16 protein-coding genes are annotated in these 17,576 nt (G+C 40.6%); 5 read left to right on the top strand and 11 right to left on the bottom strand.

From position 1 onward, the window contains the following. Positions 1–133 precede the first annotated feature (133 nt). Positions 134–643, top strand: coding sequence for a disulfide bond formation protein DsbB (gene dsbB, locus C5469_RS06060; protein WP_166303706.1), 510 nt, complete (start codon positions 134–136; stop codon positions 641–643). Between the two features lie 145 nt (positions 644–788). On the opposite strand, the gene C5469_RS06055 is transcribed toward dsbB, so the two are convergent. Beyond that, positions 789–1,088 carry a putative hemolysin gene (locus tag C5469_RS06055; RefSeq protein ID WP_166303703.1) on the bottom strand — a complete coding sequence of 100 codons (300 nt, stop codon included), beginning with the start codon at positions 1,086–1,088 and terminating at the stop codon, positions 789–791. A 48-nt stretch (positions 1,089–1,136) separates the two neighbouring features. Continuing rightward, a complete protein-coding gene (locus tag C5469_RS06050; RefSeq protein ID WP_015834102.1) occupies positions 1,137–1,469 on the bottom strand; it encodes a DMT family transporter in 333 nt (110 codons plus the stop codon). Positions 1,470–2,999: 1,530 nt separating this feature from the next. Between C5469_RS06050 and C5469_RS06045 the strand changes: the two genes are divergently transcribed. Next, a complete protein-coding gene (locus C5469_RS06045) occupies positions 3,000–3,446 on the top strand; it encodes an ester cyclase (protein ID WP_207628797.1) in 447 nt (148 codons plus the stop codon). Between the two features lie 174 nt (positions 3,447–3,620). Here C5469_RS06045 and ttcA read toward each other — a convergent pair whose 3' ends face one another. The 3 genes from ttcA to C5469_RS06030 all read right to left on the bottom strand — a co-directional run bounded on the left by ttcA (position 3,621) and on the right by C5469_RS06030 (position 7,953). Continuing rightward, positions 3,621–4,517, bottom strand: coding sequence for a tRNA 2-thiocytidine(32) synthetase TtcA (gene ttcA, locus C5469_RS06040; protein ID WP_166303697.1), 897 nt, complete (start codon positions 4,515–4,517; stop codon positions 3,621–3,623). Positions 4,518–5,330: 813 nt separating this feature from the next. Next, positions 5,331–6,314, bottom strand: a complete 984-nt coding sequence (zntB, locus tag C5469_RS06035) for a zinc transporter ZntB (RefSeq protein ID WP_166303694.1) — start codon at positions 6,312–6,314, stop codon at positions 5,331–5,333. 16 nt (positions 6,315–6,330) lie between these two features. Continuing rightward, the gene (locus C5469_RS06030) at positions 6,331–7,953 is read right to left on the bottom strand and encodes a peptide ABC transporter substrate-binding protein (RefSeq protein WP_166303691.1); all 1,623 of its coding nucleotides are present in this window, start codon (positions 7,951–7,953) and stop codon (positions 6,331–6,333) included. Positions 7,954–8,130: 177 nt separating this feature from the next. Here C5469_RS06030 and tpx point away from each other — a divergent pair, with 177 nt between their 5' ends. After that, a complete protein-coding gene (gene tpx, locus C5469_RS06025) occupies positions 8,131–8,634 on the top strand; it encodes a thiol peroxidase (protein WP_166303689.1) in 504 nt (167 codons plus the stop codon). A gap of 41 nt (positions 8,635–8,675) precedes the next feature. On the opposite strand, the gene tyrR is transcribed toward tpx, so the two are convergent. The 6 genes from tyrR to pspA all read right to left on the bottom strand — a co-directional run bounded on the left by tyrR (position 8,676) and on the right by pspA (position 14,468). After that, the gene (gene tyrR / locus C5469_RS06020; RefSeq protein WP_166303687.1) at positions 8,676–10,259 is read right to left on the bottom strand and encodes a transcriptional regulator TyrR; all 1,584 of its coding nucleotides are present in this window, start codon (positions 10,257–10,259) and stop codon (positions 8,676–8,678) included. 246 nt (positions 10,260–10,505) lie between these two features. Further along, positions 10,506–11,570, bottom strand: coding sequence for a YcjF family protein (locus C5469_RS06015; protein WP_166303685.1), 1,065 nt, complete (start codon positions 11,568–11,570; stop codon positions 10,506–10,508). After that, positions 11,567–12,964 carry a YcjX family GTP-binding protein gene (locus C5469_RS06010; RefSeq protein ID WP_166303683.1) on the bottom strand — a complete coding sequence of 466 codons (1,398 nt, stop codon included), beginning with the start codon at positions 12,962–12,964 and terminating at the stop codon, positions 11,567–11,569. Before C5469_RS06010 ends, C5469_RS06015 begins: the two co-directional genes overlap by 4 nt. A gap of 104 nt (positions 12,965–13,068) precedes the next feature. Then, on the bottom strand, positions 13,069–13,422 hold the full coding sequence (gene pspC, locus C5469_RS06005) for an envelope stress response membrane protein PspC (protein ID WP_166303681.1): 354 nt from the start codon (positions 13,420–13,422) through the stop codon (positions 13,069–13,071). Then, entirely contained in the window at positions 13,409–13,636 is a 228-nt protein-coding gene (gene pspB / locus C5469_RS06000) for an envelope stress response membrane protein PspB (RefSeq protein ID WP_166303679.1), read from the bottom strand. The genes pspC and pspB overlap by 14 nt, the downstream gene beginning before the upstream one ends. A gap of 160 nt (positions 13,637–13,796) precedes the next feature. After that, positions 13,797–14,468 carry a phage shock protein PspA gene (gene pspA / locus C5469_RS05995; RefSeq protein ID WP_166303678.1) on the bottom strand — a complete coding sequence of 224 codons (672 nt, stop codon included), beginning with the start codon at positions 14,466–14,468 and terminating at the stop codon, positions 13,797–13,799. A gap of 189 nt (positions 14,469–14,657) precedes the next feature. Between pspA and pspF the strand changes: the two genes are divergently transcribed. After that, positions 14,658–15,662, top strand: a complete 1,005-nt coding sequence (pspF, locus tag C5469_RS05990) for a phage shock protein operon transcriptional activator (RefSeq protein WP_166303676.1) — start codon at positions 14,658–14,660, stop codon at positions 15,660–15,662. A gap of 258 nt (positions 15,663–15,920) precedes the next feature. Next, positions 15,921–17,573 (top strand): ABC transporter substrate-binding protein SapA, encoded by a 1,653-nt coding sequence (gene sapA / locus C5469_RS05985; RefSeq protein WP_166303673.1) that lies wholly within the window; start codon positions 15,921–15,923, stop codon positions 17,571–17,573. Positions 17,574–17,576 lie beyond the last annotated feature (3 nt).

Below are 17,576 nucleotides of genomic sequence, written 5' to 3'. Positions count from 1 at the left end.
GAGCGCGAATTAGCTCAATACGGCTTTTTTTACCTGAAAAAATCAGATTTACCTTAATTGACTTTTTTTATTCCGGGTAAATCGGCAGAATAAGCATTCAATTGCTCATCTTAATTTGCACGGAAAAAAGGAAATGATGCGATTTTTAAACTACTGTTCTCAAGGACGGAGTGCATGGCTGTTAATGACGTTTACGGCCCTGATACTGGAAGGCTCAGCATTATATTTTCAACATGTGATGAAATTACAGCCCTGTGTGATGTGTATTTATGAACGGGTGGCTCTGTTTGGTGTGTTAGGTGCCGGATTACTCGGCGCGATCGCACCCAAAACGCCGTTACGTTGGCTGGCTATTATTCTGTGGATTTATAGTGCCTGGAGTGGTCTGCAACTGTCATGGGAACATACTATGATCCAGTTGTATCCTTCTCCGTTTAATACCTGTGATTTCTTCGTAAACTTTCCTTCATGGCTGGCATTAAATCAGTGGATTCCTTCTGTATTTGAAGCCTTTGGTGACTGTTCTGTAAGACAATGGCAATTCATGACATTAGAGATGCCACAATGGTTAGTCGGTATTTTTGCGGTTTATTTGGTTATGGCTGCCTTAGTACTAATCAGCCAATTTTTTAGTCATAAATAATTTCCAACTCAGACGGCTAAAAATAGGTTGTCTGATGAATCAAAGATACTCGCAGAATCATGCCAAGGGACAATCCATCACCGAGTCCCAACGGCATGTTCCTGCTCATAACAGGTATTTTAGTTGTTTGATTGTTACATTAAATTTACGCACAAAAACCCTGCAACAACGCCCTTTCATCACAACGTTTACCATTCGCTAATTGACAAACAGGTACTTGCGCACCATTTAATTGTATTGCTAATGCAGGCGTACCACCTGCATAAATACACGTCGCTTTGGCATCATCTCCAAGACTAATTTCTGGCTGAGAATATTGTATTGCCTGATATTGGACAAATGTCTTCCCTGCCTGACTACTACAGCCAAACAATAAAGCACAATTAAAGAATATTCCCCCTAATAAGGCTATTTTGAATCCTTTCTTATCGCCGAAATTTAGCATATCTCTTCTCCAAAAAACGATTCAGGGAAAACCAAGTAACATAGTTAATTAATGTGCACTGCTGTTAGAAAGCAAATTTATTACCATTACACCAGCAATGATGAGCACCATACCTAAAATAGCCGCCCAATCCAACTTCTGCTGATATAAAAATATCGCTGCAATGGAAACCAACACAATACCAAGGCCAGACCATATCGCATAAGCAATTCCTAATGGAACAACTTTGACTACCTGAGATAATCCCCAGAAAGCGATACCGTACCCAACGATGACCAATATAGAAGGAAACAATTTACTGAACCCATCGGAGGCTTTTAATGAAGCTGTTGCTACGACTTCAGCCACAATTGCCATTGCTAAATATACAAATCCATTCATCTCTTTACTCTCTATAACAGAAAAAAAACCAATTGTTCAACACTAATAGATAAAAACGGGCTGAATCTATCACAAATTCTTTAAGGTGTAACGTAACAAAAATGATATATTTCGCTTTCTAAACCCCATTTACAGACTATTTACAGTGGGTTTACGGGAGGATTCCCGATGGATAAAAAATATTAAAGAGATTCTACCAGAAACGGAAGAAAGAGCTAATGACAGGTTGTAACTTTGGGATTCAGGCCAGAATTATTCAGCACTATTAATCTCGACAAGTACCTAAGTAGAATTCTTATTTCCAGGATTAAAAATCAAAATATTTATATGTTAAAGATAATCCTATTACATAATCAGGCAATAAAAATGAAACCTTAAAGAATTTATGTTGTCTAAAATTGGACAGTCATATTAAAAGAACTTCGGAGACAAAATAATATGGAAAGAAACAGTTTTTTGTGCTGCCATATTTTTCTCCTCATACGATTGATTTGACACCCAGATTGGAAAGGCAAAGTTCATTCCATACTCAGAGTATTATGGATTTTATGAATACTGTCATTTTAAAAAATTATCATCAACAAACCAAATGTAATTTTGTTTCTAAATGTTGAAAGAAAACATTTAATAAATGCCATGGCTTTAATATTCGGAGAACTTCAAAGGTATCACCAGAAACAATTCAAGTCCGTATTTATTAATTATTCTTTTTTGGTTTTATTCAGTAATCCGCAAGAAAAAATTTTAATAAAATTCATCTCACCATTTACCCTCATCCTTTTTATTTCTTCTCCAAGTAAGATTATTAAAATGATCCTTCAGAATGTGGCAAACTTCTGACGATGTATGATTTAGTTCAGAGAGATAACTATTAAGTTTGTTATTTAAGATGCTCTTTTTAGAAAGCAAGTCAAAAAGTAAATCAAACGCGAACTCATCACCAAACAGATTACCAAAGTAAATACCCTTCATTGAATCAATTGTTTTACCTGGTTTTGGCAGCATTAGTCACTATTTATCAATCACTAATCTCTTCTATCACTATAGATTCTAAACACTCTTTTTGGAACGAAAAAAGTTTGATGTAGAAACGGCCAATCCGAGCCAGTTGATTTTTTATGGTTATAATTACTTTACGTGACTATTTACAGCCTTTCCTATTAGGCGTAATATCGGGGTAACCTGATAACTTTCTATACGTTAGTACGTTAGTTATCAGGTACGTGAGTCAGTTTAGTCACTTACTCTTTATTAAATTGTGTTGTTTTTGGTGGTCCTTCTCTATCTAGTCAAAGTCAAGTAAGCCGATAAACAATCATTTTTAATTTATCTAATGAAGGAGCCCAGCAATACTTAAGTCGTTACAAAACAATCTTTTAGTTCCTTTAACAAAGAGGAAAGACCATGAAAAGTCACAAGAGGTTATCGTTATTCACGCTTTTACTGCTTACTACCAGTCCGGTAGCATTTGCGGTGCAAAACAATTGGCCCGGCACGAAAGTAGATCAACCAACACCCAAAATCCAAGGGATGCCCAAAGCTCTGGCAAGAAATTTGGCTAACTTTGACGATCTTGATTTCCGTGTCTATACACACCAAAGATGGTGGGATCTACATAAGAGCCATGCCATGGACATTATTGTTCACTACCCTGATGGTCATACTACTCAGGGTATTCGAAAGCATATTGAAGATCTGAAGTATATGTGGACATTTGCCCCTGATAACCGAATCACAGAACATCCGGTACGGTTTGGTACTGCTGATGCGGAATGGACTGCTGTAACAGGATTTACTGATGGAACATTTACGAAACCTATGGTTCTCTCGGATGGTAAGGTTATTCAACCTACCGGTAAGGCGTATCACCTCCCCATGGCGACACTCGGACACTGGAACAAAAAAGGGGTTATGGATGAAGAGTATCTGTTCTGGGACGATTCTGTACTTATGAAGCAGATAGGTGTGAGTGAGTGATTCAACAATTTCGTACGGACTTGCTTAAAAGCGAGTCCGTAAATGTTGCAATGTTATCTGTTGGGGTCTTCCACAATGGCGGCTGAGAGCACGGTAACTTGTATGCACAATTCTTTACAAAACCGGCTAGTCAGAAAAAGGCTTTGATCTGACAATCAGTAGATACATAAAAATTCACATATCAATATTAATATCAATAAACATAGATTCATCAATGTTAGTCGACGATATTACTGCTTCGTTAAATGCATATTCTTCTCTTTCACCTTCACGATACAGCGGCAAATTGACAAAGTCGAAAAGCGCTTTATCTGCTAATTGGCTTGGGCTAACATTTTGAATAGATTTGAAAATACTCTCCACCCTGCCTGGTGTTTTCTTATCCCAATCTACCAACATAGCTTTAATCGCCTGCCGCTGTAGGTTTTCTTGAGAACCACATAGATTACAAGGAATAATTGGAAATTCTTTATATCCCGCATACTCAATAAGGTCTTTCTCTCGGCAATATGTTAGTGGCCTTATGACTACGTTACGTCCATCATCAGATCGTAACTTTGGAGGCATAGCTTTCATACGTGAGCCGTGGAACATATTAAGAAATAGAGTTTCAACAATGTCGTCTAGATGATGTCCAAGTGCAACTTTTGTTGCCCCAATTTTTTCAGCAAAAGAATAGAGTGTTCCACGGCGAAGCCTTGAACATAACCCACATGTGGTTTTACCTTCCGGTATCTTCTCTTTAACAACTGAATATGTGTCTTTGTCTACGATATAATATGGAATATCCAGACTCTCAAAATATTGAGGTAAAATATGTTCAGGAAAACCAGGTTGCTTCTGATCAAGGTTCACTGCAACTACTTTAAATTTTATCGGCGCAGCTTTTTGCAGATTCAATAGGATATCTAACATCGCAAATGAATCTTTGCCACCACTGATACATGCCATTACAACATCATTTTCTTCAATCATATTGTAATCAATAATAGCATTGCCAACATTCCGCCTTAAGCGTTTCTGGAGCTTGTTGAATTCAAGTGTCTCTTTTCTCGTATCTTTTTGATTCATCGCGACTTCTCACATTGTCGATTGTATCGACTATGGATTTCCTATATAGATTTTTGCAGGGAGTGGATTATACGGATTTTTCTTTTTGTTTGAAACATATCTGTAGGTGACGATTCCCCGCCCAATCGAGCACTTACGGCGATTTTCACTAAGGACGAACGATTACAGCCAGCTATTTATATGGCAATTTAATCGCCGCAAAAAAGTAACAGGTTATTTAACACAGAATAATTGGATTCACAGTGATCGTCTCTGATTGGGTACAGCGGAAATCTCTCGTAGCGAAACTCATGTGTCGTATGAACGTACCAACAAGATCTGCCAACAGGGATTAGCTGATATGCCAGAACATAGCAGTTATCAACGGTTCTTACTATCAACCTCCTCTTAATTGGTCCGACAAACTCTGTCTGTCATCATTTCTGTACTAACTGCCTCGTCCGAATGAACAATGATTTTTTCCGTATAAGTACCACTTTAGACATATTTCAGAACGGTAATTCCTTTTTATTTTTCACCCTAATTTTCATTTATTAGTTTCTTATTTTAATCAGGATGATAATGAAAAATAAAAAAAGCCGACATTAAAAAATAACATCGGCACAGGAATGGGCAATTATTCTATATAAAGCTCAATGTGAGAAAAACTACAATTATGGAACACAACGTTAATCGCTTAACGTTGTTTTCACCTGCGGAAGTCATCATGCCTCAATTATTCTTGGCGAATATTGATATATCTCAAATTAAAAGCCAGTTTTAGCAAAGCTTTCCAGTAATTATGTTCTCTTTCTTCAAATAACCATTTGACCTTCATAACCATTTACTTCGCCTTAACCACCACGCAACAAATAAAATCAATCCTAATAGCAATAAACAAAAAACACTGAAACCCCAATAATATTCATTACCAGGAATACCACCAAGATTGACACCAAATAATCCAGTCAGGAATGTTGTCGGTAAAAAAATCATAGCAAGTAATGACATAGTATAGGTACGACGATTCATGGCATCCGCCATCATCGAGGTGATTTCATCAGAAATAACTGCCGTTCGTGCGATGCTACCGTCCAAATCATCCAGTTCTCTCCCCAAACGGTCAGAAATTTCTTGTATCCGGCGGCGATCTTCATCACTCATCCAGGGAAATCTTTCACTGGCAAGACGTGAAAACACATCTCTCTGGGGCGCCATATAACGACGCAGAATAATCAGTTGCTTACGTAGCAAAGCTAATTCTCCCCGCCCCGGCATCTGTTGATCCAAAATCGTATTCTCAAGCTCAATAAGATTGTCATGCAGATCTTCAATAAAGTTACCAACCTCATCGGTTATGGTATCAACCATTTCTACCAACCAGTGCCCGGTCGCTTTCGCACCTATACCATTTTGCAAATCACTTAACACCTGTCCAAGTGAACGAACTTCACGATGACAGCTGGAAACAATGATTTTATCATTGATATAAATACGGAACGTTACCAATTGCTCAGGACGTTCACTTTCATTGTTATTAATTGTTCGGAGAGTGATCATCGTACCGTCACCGGTACGGATCACTTTCGGCCTCAAACTTTCCCCTGCCAACCCCGTTTTGATAGGTTCTGGTAACAAATCCGTATCCATAATCCAACGATAACTCTTGGAATTATGGTAATCCAAATGCTGCCAGAAAGGTTGAGCTGGTGTGGCTGGTACATTGATATCAATCGGTGTAATACCACCATTTCCATCAAATTGGCAGGTATAGACGGCATCAGCATCTTTCAATGATGAACCGTAAATCGTTTCCACATCCAGCTCCTTACTTTTAATGCTTAATAATGTACATAGTATGACTATATGCCACATCTTCCGGATTAGTGATTGGATACCCTTTTAGCCAGGGCTTTATCAACCTGCCATTAGTGTACTGATAAATCGGCGCAATGGGTGCCTGTTCAGCAATCATCTGCTCCGCTTTATTATAGTCATCGTTTCTCAGAACATCATCTGTTTGCACACTGGCTAATTGTAGAAGTTTGTCATAGTTAACCTGATGGAATTTAGCAATATTGCCACTATGTGTTGAAGTCAGCAGACTTAGAAATGTGGATGGTTCATTGTAATCGCCAACCCAAGATGCTCGAACAACATCAAAATTACCAGTATTACGGCTATCAATATATGTTTTCCATTCCTGATTAACTAGATTTACCTGCACACCCAGTTTTTTCTTCCACATCGAGGCAACAGCAATAGCAATCTTTTGATGATTCTCCGAGCTATTATAGAGTAGAGAAAGTTTCAACGGATTATTCGGACCATAACCCGCAATCTGTAGCAAAGCTCTTGCTTGCTGATCCAGTTCCGCCTGGGTGCGTTGTTCCATGTCACTGATTGTAGGATGGAAACCGGCTGTCACATCTGGCGTAAAATGCCAGGCTGGTTTCTCTCCTGTCCCTAATACTTTTTCCGCAATGATCTTACGATCAATCGTCATAGAAAGCGCTTTACGCACTCTGACATCATTAGTTGGTGCGTGTTGTGTGTTAAAAGCGTAATAATAGGTCCCCAACTGATCAGGAGTATATACCTGTCCTGGTAATTCATGTTGCAACTTTTTGTACATGTTTTTAGGGAAGGATTCAGTGATATCCAGATCACCAGCCAGATAACGCTTAGTCGCATGTGATTCCTGATTAATCGGCACAAATGTGACTTCGGTCAGAACCGTTTTTTTATGATCCCAATAATAAGGATTTGGTATCAGAACGATTTTCTCATTAACAACTCGATCATGTAATTTAAAAGCGCCATTCCCCACCAAATTGCCAACTTTTATCCAATCTTTTCCATATTTTTCTACTGTGTTCTTATTTACTGGATAGAGACTAAAATTCGCCGTCAAATTAGGGAAATAAGGAACAGGTCGGTTCAGCGTAACCTGTAATATATGTTTATCAATGGCCTTAACACCCAGTTTTTCTGGTGGTAATTTACCCTCAATAATCTCTTGTGCATTTTCAATACCTGCCAATGCCGTAAACCAAGCAAAAGAAGAAATGTTAGCCGGCGTGACCAACCTCTGCCAACTATAAACAAAATCTGTAGCAGTAACCGGCTCCCCATTTGACCAGCGGGCATCAGAACGCAATGTAAAAAACCAGATTTTGTTATCCGCTGTTTTCCATTTTGTCGCTACTCCGGGGATTGCGTTGCCATACGCATCTTGATTTACCAGCCCTTCAAACAAGTCACGCAGAATTTGTGCCTCTGTCAGGCCCACAGCATTAATCGGATCTAAAGATGCTGGCTCGTCCTTAAGGTGACGCACAAGTTCTTGTCTATCATTTAACTGAGTGCCTGGAGGAACTTCCGCAGCAAAGGCAGAAACAGTGAGAAGAGAGCCACTAATAAGTAATGTATATGCAGTCAGACTAAAATAGCGCATAAGGTAATATACCTTGTGTATTATAGATAAAAAAATATTCCAGAGCTCAATTATAAACCATTGTCAAAATGGCACAATCAGACAATTTTACGTCACAGGAGCTATTTTGATGGGAAAAAGCCGAATATTCTTCTACACTGGGGCGCTATGGTTTCTTTATCAGAGGAAGAAAAGACTATGACACAAACAGTAAAATTTCAGGGCAATGATATTTCCGTCAGTGGTCAATTCCCAAAATCAGGGGAAAAAGCGAAAGATTTTACTCTAACAGCCAAAGATCTTTCCGATATTTCCCTCAGCCACTATGCCGGAAAACGTAAGGTACTGAATATCTTCCCAAGCATTGATACCGGTGTTTGTGCTGCATCAGTACGTAAATTTAATCAGGTAGCGAATGACCTGGAGAACACCGTTATCCTATGCATTTCTGCCGACCTGCCTTTTGCACAGTCCCGTTTCTGCGGTGCGGAAGGGTTATCAAATGTTGTCACTCTTTCTACTCTGCGTGGCGATACTTTCAGTGAAGATTATGGAGTGGCTATCAGCGACAGCCCTCTGAAAGGTCTTACAGCTCGTGCGGTAGTTGTACTTGATGAAAGCGATAAAGTGATTTACAGCCAATTAGTTGATGAGATCACTAATGAGCCAGATTACGATAGCGTGCTAGCTGCACTGAAATAAATCCAACAATTGCATAATGCCCACCAAAGTGGGCATTATTTTTACTCGTCATCATTCGAATCATACCCGGTGGGATGCTTCCTGCTACTCAAGCCATATTCTCTCAATTTATTAGCAATCGCAGTATGCGATACACCAAGACGTTTAGCCAATTTACGGGTACTTGGATAGTGGCGATAAAGACGGGTCAACACTGAGCGTTCAAAACGTTTACTAATTTCATCCAAAGAGCCATCAAACACGTCTTCACTAAAAGAAATCTCAGTTTCAAATTCTGGCAGTAGTATATCCCGAGGCTTCAACTCCATACCTTCAAGCTGAGTCAACGCCCGATAAATGGCATTTTGTAACTGCCTTACGTTACCGGGCCAACTGTAGCCAGTCAGGAAGTGAGCAATTTCAGGAGATAGTTTAGGTTTCGGTATCCCTTGTTCTTCAGAAAAACGATCAATAAAATACTCAACCAGCGGCATAATATCCGCCTTACGCTCGCGTAGCGGCGGGAGCGTAATAGCCAGCACATTAAGGCGATAATAGAGGTCTTCACGGAATTCCCCCCGTTGCACTAATTCAACCAGATTTTTCTGTGTAGCACAGATAACCCTGACACTTACTTTGACTTCGTTTTCTTCCCCGACTCTACGGAAAGTACCATCGTTAAGAAAACGTAACAGCTTGATTTGCATCTGTGGTGACATTTCACCAATTTCATCCAATAAAACGGTTCCACCATTAGCCTGCTCGAAAAATCCCTTTTTCCCTTCAATGGCATTAGGGTAAGCACCCGCCGCATAGCCAAACAACTCACTTTCCACTACATCATCCGGCATAGATGCACAATTCAGCCCTAGAAATGGTTGTTTCCCGCGCAAACTGTGCAAATGGCAAGCTTTTGCGAAAACATCTTTACCCGTTCCTGTCTCACCAATCAGCAACAGCGGCGCATCTAATATCGCCATTTTCCTAGCCTGCTCAACAACTTGAATCATTTTCGGGCTAACAGCGATAATTTTCTCAAATTCACTGCTATCATTGACAGTCAGTTTTTTCAGTTGATGACCTATTCTGGCGGCAGATTTGAGCATAATCACGGTGCCCACACTCTGCATTTGCTGCTTTTCATCAGTCAGTTGAATTGGAATAATATCCATCAGGTAGTCTTGACCTTTAAGAGTTATCCTTTCTACACGCTGCTGGGCATTTTTATTTTCAAACCAGCGTGAAAAGCTATAACCGCTGATAAACTGGCTAATAGGTTTTTGATAAGCTTGTTCCTCACTAACGCCAAATAGATTAAACGCAGCAGAGTTAGCTAGCTCAATATTTCCTTTCAGATCAACTGAAAAAACAGGTTCAGGCAAAGACTCCAACAGTGCACACATCGCTTTATGCTCTCTTTCTGAAGGCATAAAAGAAACTGTACGAACATCAATAACACCATTAATGCGGCGAATTTCTGCCATCAATCTACGGAATGTATTGAAATCAACTTGTGAAAAATTAAGATAAATCCGGCCAGTTTGAGATATTTCTATCCCTTTTAAATCAATGTCCTGTAATACCAGCAGATCGAGCAATTCACGAGTCAACCCGATTCGATCATGGCAAATAACTTCTAAGCGCATCTGTTTTGACCTTATTTACATTACTATCTATAATTTTTTTTAATATTACTCTACACTATTATTCATATGAAGCATTCTGTCAGCAAAAATTGACCCGCCCCCGGTTTTTTTCAATGTAGTAAATTGAAATCTTCACTAAAATAAATAAATTCTAAGATTGATTATAAGACAGATGAATAAAATAACGTAAAATGTCGTCGTTATCTGGATATTTTGTGCTTTATACAAAATTAAAGTATATATCACTTAATCAACTATATTCTTAGATTTATTTGGAATGATATTCTTAAGTTGAGTGATTAACTGACGACGAAAATCTCCCAATTTAGGTTTATCACCTTCCATCCAGGGTAATGGCCGACATAATTCCATTGCTTTAATGCCAAGCCGAGCTGTCAGTAAACCTACACCAATACCTTGTGCTACTCTGGCAGAAAGACGCGCAGCGATATCCTGTGATAACCAATCCATACCAACTTCTCGCACCATTTCTGATACACCAGAAAAAACAATATTAATCAAAACAAGACGAAAAAGCCGGATACGACTGAAATATCCTAATTCAATACCATACAAGGCAGCAATGCGGTTAATCAGCCGGATATTACGCCAGGCAATAAATGCCATATCAATAATTGCCAGCGGGCTGACTGCTATCATTAATGCTGACTCCGCAGCATAGCGGCTAATCTCAGCCCTTGCCTGAGAATCCAGAACAGGCTGAACCAATTTACCGTACAACACCACCACTTCACGATCGTTATGTGTATCATGCAAAGCAGCCTGCCAGCGCTGTAATGCAGGATGGTGCTGATCAATACCTGCCTGACTTGCCAACCTCTCACAAAATTCGCGGCCTTTACCTACGCCATGATTTTGCAATAGTTCTTTCGCTGTATCGCGTTCTTCAGCTCGCATCCTTAGCCGGTAAAGACGACGCCATTCACTGATAATAGAACCCATACCAGCAAATACAATCATTCCTCCTGCCGCTGTTGCACCTAATGCGATCCAATCCTGTTGCTGCCATGATTGATAGACCCACTGTACAGACTGTGCAACAACACTTACTGCCAGTAAAATCAGGGCGCCATGTATCATTTTACGCCAGAAACTGCGCTTGGGTTTCAGTGCTGTATTGACTATTCCTTCTACCTGACCTTCGCATTCCTCTGCCTCAAGCTCTGGTGAAACAGGAGAGAAATTTTCTCTATTTTTTCCATCAAAGACCTGAGCTGGTTTTAAAACCGGCTCTGATGACACCGGCAAGGGATCTTCGAAGTCAATTCTTGGCCGCAGAGAATTAGTCATTTCACTTTATCCCCCAATAAAAATTCCAGCACGGTATCCAACCGAACATGAAGTAATGGTGTATCAGCATTCACCTGACGAGGAAGAAATTCTTCGAAACAGAAGCCCTGTTTTTGCCAGAAATCATCCCTTGGTAAACACCGGGGCACCTCACCCGGGAAAAATGTCAGCAGCTTACCATCTACCAGCCGGTGTCCTTTCAGAGCCGGCACTTTTTCACCATGATGTTCAATTATTCCATTCTCGGTCGCCTGCACCGATGCCAGACCAACACAATCCATGCTGATGCCTTCAAAAGCAGCATTCTGTCTGGCTTCCTGAACCAACTGTTGTAGTAAGGAAACCAGATTGGCATGCTGATCCGAGGTAATATGATCAGCTTTGCTGGCAGCAAACATTAACCTGTCAATACAAGGGGAAAACAGGCGACGGAAGAGTGTTCGTTTACCATAATGAAAACTCTGCATTAATTGTGTCAGCGCCAAACGCATATCATTAAAGGCTTGCGGTCCACCATTTAGTGGCTGTAAACAATCTACCAACACAATCTGCCGATCAAAACGCAAAAAATGTTCTTTATAAAATCCTTTCACTACCGACTGACAATAATATTCAAAACGCTTACGCAACATACCAATATTCGTATGTGGATCTGCCTGAGCAAACTGTGATTCAACAATATAGTCGATATCCGGCCACGGAAAAAATTGTAAAGCCGGAGCGCCCATCATTTCACCCGGTAAAACAAATCGCCCCGGCTGAATAAAATGCAAACCTTGCTCTTTGCATTTAATCAGATATTCCGTATATGCCTGAGCAATGGTAGCCAATAGATTCTCATCTACTGGTGCCAATGGATCACACTGTTTGCAAAGTTCCAACCAAGATTTTGCCCATTCAGCTCTTTGCCCCTGTAATAAGTTATTCATCTGGCGTGACCATGCCAGATAACTTTGAGCCAGCATGGGTAAATCCAGTAGCCATTCGCCAGGATAATCCACAATTTCCAAATATAACGTGGAAGTTTCTTTAAAATGACGCAGAAAAGCGTCGTTAGAACGATAACGAAGTGCCAGACGGATTTCACTGACACCCCGTGTAGGTGTCGGCCAAGAGGGAGGTGTGCCGTAAAGCGCGCTCAATCCTTCATCATAAGTAAAACGAGGAATGCCTAAATCGCGCTGAGGAACCCGTTTCACCCCCAGCAAACGGCCATCACGCACAGCAGAAAACAGCGGCAACCGAGCACCGCTGCGGGCATGAAGTAATTGATTAACCAAAGATGTGATAAAAGCTGTTTTACCACTGCGGCTTAACCCTGTAACCGCTAACCGTAAATGACGATCCATTCCACGGTCAACAAGCGCCGTTAATTCATTTTGCAACCGTTTCATGTCTCTCCTATGGTAAATATCATGATAATTTTATTGTACCAGCCTGACAGATAACGATTTTTCATTTTGATCTTCAATAGCCGGGCAACACACAATCCTTACTGTTAAAGCTGACCAAAACGGCTGCGAATACTGAATGTTTCTGAGGTAACATAACGCTCCATTTGTTGTAGACGAAGTTCACCCGTTTTCAACTGATAATCCACTTCATTCAATAACTTTTGTACTGAAGGACCCGCCTCTTCGATATAATCCATCGGGATTGGGTCCAATACAAAAGCTAGTATGATATAAGCAATAACGACTAAACCAAACAACCCCAAAAACAACGACAATACAGCCATTACTCGAATTAAGCCTACCGGTACGCCAAAATAATGGGCTAACCCAGCGCAAACACCTTTGATCCTGCCCTTTTCAGGTATTCTGTACAATTTCCGGCGGTTATAATTTGCCATATTGCCTCCAGCCAGGGTGTTCCGCATCCAGAATATCTTCCAGTGTTTTGATTCGTGCCTGCATATGTTGTACACGTTCTGCCAGAAGCTGAATTTCATGTTGATCCAATCGACTTTGGTCTGAATTCCGGCTGCTGTAATGCAACCACAGCCAGATGGGTAAGACAAAAAGCACAAAGATCATCAATGGAATGCCAAGAAATATAAAACCCATTACTATTCCTTAATGGTTAGTTGAATATACCCGTTATCTTTCAAGTTGCCTCTTTGTTGGCTGCACTCACTCACCCCGGTCACATAGTTTGCTATGCTCCCGGGGATTCGCTCCCTTGCCGTCGCGATCCATCTTGAAATCCATTGGGTATACACTATAATTAATATTGTTCTTTAGCATTTATTTTAACCTTCATTGCTGCCAATTGCGCATTGATTTCATCATCTGCTTTTAATTCAGCAAATTGCTGTTCTAAAGATTTTTGTTTCCCCATACCCACAGTTTCGGCTTCAGCTTCCATATGATCGATACGACGTTCAAATTGCTCGAAGCGAGCCATCGCCTCATCAATTTTACCACTGTCTAACTGACGGCGGACCTGCCGGGAAGATGCAGCTGCCTGATGGCGCAGAGCCAACGCCTGTTGTCTGGCACGAGTTTCACTAAGTTTGTTTTCAAGCTCGACAACTTCCCCTTTCATACGCTCAAGTGTTTCTTCCAGTATGGTCAGTTCATGTTTCAATGTATCCAGTAAAGCAGAGACTTTCTGTTTTTCTATCAATGCTGCCCGAGCTAAATCTTCTCTATCTTTACTTAACGCCAACTCAGCTTTTTCTTGCCAATCACGTATCTGCTGTTCACCTGCCTCAATACGACGAGCCAACTGTTTTTTCTCTGCCAAGGTGCGGGCAGAGGTTGAGCGAATTTCAACTAAAGTGTCTTCCATTTCCTGAATCATCAAACGAATCATTTTCTGCGGATCTTCTGCTTTATCCAGTAATGAAGAGATGTTGGCGTTCACGATATCGGCAAAACGAGAGAAAATACCCATAATAAATTATCCTCTTTAACTAAGATTTGTTGATACTGTGAATGTTATATATCAAGAGTCATGATCAAGAGTCATGCCAACTTTTTTATTCTCTTTATTTACATGAAATATAAAGCGATCTTTTCTCTTTGACTTTTTATCACAACAAAATATAGTGGTCATATTGACCAACCATTGGCTTAAACAACCATGAGTGAGACCACAGAAAATCTGTTAGGTGAAGCAAACAGTTTTATTGAAATTCTGGAGCAAGTATCTGCTCTAGCAAAATTAAGTAAACCAGTACTTGTTATTGGTGAACGCGGAACCGGTAAAGAGTTGATTGCTCGCCGTCTGCATTACCTCTCCCCTCGCTGGCAAGGACCCTTTATCTCCTTAAACTGCGCTGCTTTGAACGAGAATTTATTGGACTCAGAACTATTTGGTCATGAAGCTGGCGCATTTACCGGCGCACAAAAAAGGCATCAAGGAAGATTTGAGCGTGCTGATGGGGGAACCCTGTTTCTTGATGAGCTAGCAACCGCGCCGATGCAAGTTCAGGAAAAACTGCTGCGCGTCATTGAATATGGCTATCTTGAACGCGTTGGTGGCAGTCAATTATTACAAGTCGATGCTCGATTAATATGCACAACCAATGCTGATCTGCCAACAATGGCAACACAAGGTAGATTTCGCGCTGATTTACTTGATAGGCTAGCTTTTGATGTAGTTCAGATCCCTCCATTGCGGCAAAGGCAACAAGACATCATGTTGTTGGCACAACATTTCGCTATTCAAATGTGCCGCGAACTTAATTTACCCTTATTCACCGGTTTCACTGCACAAGCAAAACAGCAGCTACAGAATTACAACTGGCCTGGTAATATCCGTGAACTGAAAAATGTTGTAGAACGTTCTGTTTATCGTCACGGCGAAAATCCCGATCAGCTTGATAATATCATTATCAACCCATTCGTTTCTGCGCAACACCCTTTAGTTTACGCTGGTGATCATAACGATTCATCTTCACTGCCTCTGCCTTCCCTACCGGTTAATCTGAAACAATGGCAACATAACAGCGAACGACAATTGATAGAGTTATCCTTAAAAGAAAGCAGGTTTAATCAGAGAAAAGCATCAGAAAAACTGGGACTGACCTATCATCAATTACGAGGCTTAATCAAGAAACACAATATCAACGCAAGTGATAAGTAGCCCGAATAACAAATAAAAAAAAGCCAGCACCCGAGCTGGCTAAAAAACACTGGAAGCAATGTGAGCAATGTCGTGCCTTTCCTGGGATAACAAAAATTGTTACCCGGAAGTGCGACACAGATGATAATGGTTATCAATACGTTTTGTAAAGCACTTTATTGAGAATTTTTCTCATTAATCGTCATCGCCGCGTTTTTCTTGGCTCAATCGCTATTTGAGATACAATGTGTCAATTCTAATTAATAACAGATGCCTTATATGCGCAATTTGATTTATTGGATCATATTAGTCCTCTCAACTCCGGCTATTGCAACAACAATGGCTACGCCTGAAAAAAAGCCTCGCGTTCCGGCTGATATCCGGCAACAAGGGTTTGTTTATTGCGTTAATGGCAACCTAAATACCTTTAACCCACAACTGACCAGTAGCGGCTTAACGGTCGATACCCTGGCCGCACAACTCTATGAGCGTCTGCTGGACGTTGATCCTTATACTTACCGTCTACTCCCTGAATTAGCTTCCCGTTGGGAAACTCTTGATAATGGCGCTACCTACCGCTTTCATTTGCGCCATAATGTTTCTTTTCAGTCAACAGACTGGTTTACCCCAACCCGTAAAATGAATGCTGACGACGTTATCTTCAGTTTTAAGCGTCTGTTTGATAAACAACACTATTACCATTACGTCAATGGGGGAAATTATCCCTATTTTGATAGTCTCCAGCTTGCTGATTCCATTCAAAGTATCCGTAAGATTAATGAATATACGGTGGAGTTTCGCCTGAATGAGCCAGACGCCTCTTTTCTTTGGCATTTAGCAACCCATTACGCCCCTGTACTTTCACAAGAATATGGGCAGCAATTACACGAAATGAACCGCCATGAACAAATTGACTGGAAACCTGTCGGCACTGGCCCGTTTATGCTAAAAGACCACCAGACCAGACAATTTATTCGCTTAGTTCGCCATGGTAACTACTGGAAAGGCAAACCACAGATGCAGCAAATAGTTATTGATGTCGGTGCTGGTGGTACAGGTCGAATGTCTAAACTTTTGACTGGTGAATGTGACGTTTTAGCTTATCCCGCCGCCAGTCAGCTCAAAGTTTTACGAAACGATCCCCGCCTGCGTCTGACTTTACGTCCAGGAATGAATATTGCCTATCTTGCTTTTAATACCAATAAGCCCCCTCTTGACCAATTACAAGTTCGACAAGCTATTGCCTACGCAATTAATAACCAACGGCTGATGCAATCGATTTATTATGGAACGGCAGAAACAGCAGCATCAATTTTACCTCGAGCATCATGGGCTTATGATAATCAAGCTGAGATTACGGAATACAATCCGGAAAAATCTCGTAAAATGCTTAATAATCTTGGACTGAATGGAATGAAACTGAGCTTATGGGTGCCTACTGCTTCTCAGTCTTATAATCCAAGCCCACTAAAAATGGCAGAACTGATTCAAGCTGATTTAGCACAAGTTGGTATTACAATGAGCATCAAGCCCGTCGAGGGCCACTTTCAGGAAACCAAACTGATGGATAAATCTCACGATATGACACTGTCAGGCTGGTCTACTGACAGTAATGACCCAGACAGTTTTTTCCGACCATTGTTAAGCTGTGCTGCTATCGCCTCACAGACGAATTTCAGCCATTGGTGTAACCCAATATTTGATAAGATTTTGCAGCAAGCTTTGATTAACCAGCAATTATTATCCCGAATTAAGTATTATCATGACGCTCAAAAAATTCTTGAACAACAATTGCCTGTCTTACCATTAGCTTATTCCCTACGTTTACAGGCTTACCGCTATGATATTAAGGGGCTAATACTTAGCCCATTTGGTAATACCTCTTTCGCGGGTGTTTACCGAGAAAAACAAACCGATAATATTGCTCAATAAGGA

The sequence above is a fragment of the Photorhabdus cinerea genome (genome assembly GCF_011189575.1).
GTDB classification, from domain to species: Bacteria; Pseudomonadota; Gammaproteobacteria; order Enterobacterales; family Enterobacteriaceae; genus Photorhabdus; species Photorhabdus cinerea.
The sequence above is the reverse complement of the archived record's forward strand: the minus strand, read 5'-3'. Positions and strand labels throughout refer to the sequence as shown.

Excerpts from the sequence above, each read along its gene's own strand:
- C5469_RS06010 (WP_166303683.1), bottom strand. The coding sequence starts at position 12,964 with ATGAAACGGTTGCAAAATGAATTAACGGCGCTTGTTGACCGTGGAATG.
- pspC (WP_166303681.1), bottom strand. The coding sequence starts at position 13,422 with ATGGCAAATTATAACCGCCGGAAATTGTACAGAATACCTGAAAAGGGC.
- sapA (WP_166303673.1), top strand. The coding sequence starts at position 15,921 with ATGCGCAATTTGATTTATTGGATCATATTAGTCCTCTCAACTCCGGCT.
- C5469_RS06055 (WP_166303703.1), bottom strand. The coding sequence starts at position 1,088 with ATGCTAAATTTCGGCGATAAGAAAGGATTCAAAATAGCCTTATTAGGG.
- pspA (WP_166303678.1), bottom strand. The coding sequence starts at position 14,468 with ATGGGTATTTTCTCTCGTTTTGCCGATATCGTGAACGCCAACATCTCT.
- dsbB (WP_166303706.1), top strand. The coding sequence starts at position 134 with ATGATGCGATTTTTAAACTACTGTTCTCAAGGACGGAGTGCATGGCTG.
- C5469_RS06045 (WP_207628797.1), top strand. The coding sequence starts at position 3,000 with ATGCCCAAAGCTCTGGCAAGAAATTTGGCTAACTTTGACGATCTTGAT.
- tyrR (WP_166303687.1), bottom strand. The coding sequence starts at position 10,259 with ATGCGCTTAGAAGTTATTTGCCATGATCGAATCGGGTTGACTCGTGAA.
- C5469_RS06030 (WP_166303691.1), bottom strand. The coding sequence starts at position 7,953 with ATGCGCTATTTTAGTCTGACTGCATATACATTACTTATTAGTGGCTCT.
- C5469_RS06050 (WP_015834102.1), bottom strand. The coding sequence starts at position 1,469 with ATGAATGGATTTGTATATTTAGCAATGGCAATTGTGGCTGAAGTCGTA.
- C5469_RS06015 (WP_166303685.1), bottom strand. The coding sequence starts at position 11,570 with ATGACTAATTCTCTGCGGCCAAGAATTGACTTCGAAGATCCCTTGCCG.
- tpx (WP_166303689.1), top strand. The coding sequence starts at position 8,131 with ATGACACAAACAGTAAAATTTCAGGGCAATGATATTTCCGTCAGTGGT.
- pspF (WP_166303676.1), top strand. The coding sequence starts at position 14,658 with ATGAGTGAGACCACAGAAAATCTGTTAGGTGAAGCAAACAGTTTTATT.
- ttcA (WP_166303697.1), bottom strand. The coding sequence starts at position 4,517 with ATGAATCAAAAAGATACGAGAAAAGAGACACTTGAATTCAACAAGCTC.
- pspB (WP_166303679.1), bottom strand. The coding sequence starts at position 13,636 with ATGGGTTTTATATTTCTTGGCATTCCATTGATGATCTTTGTGCTTTTT.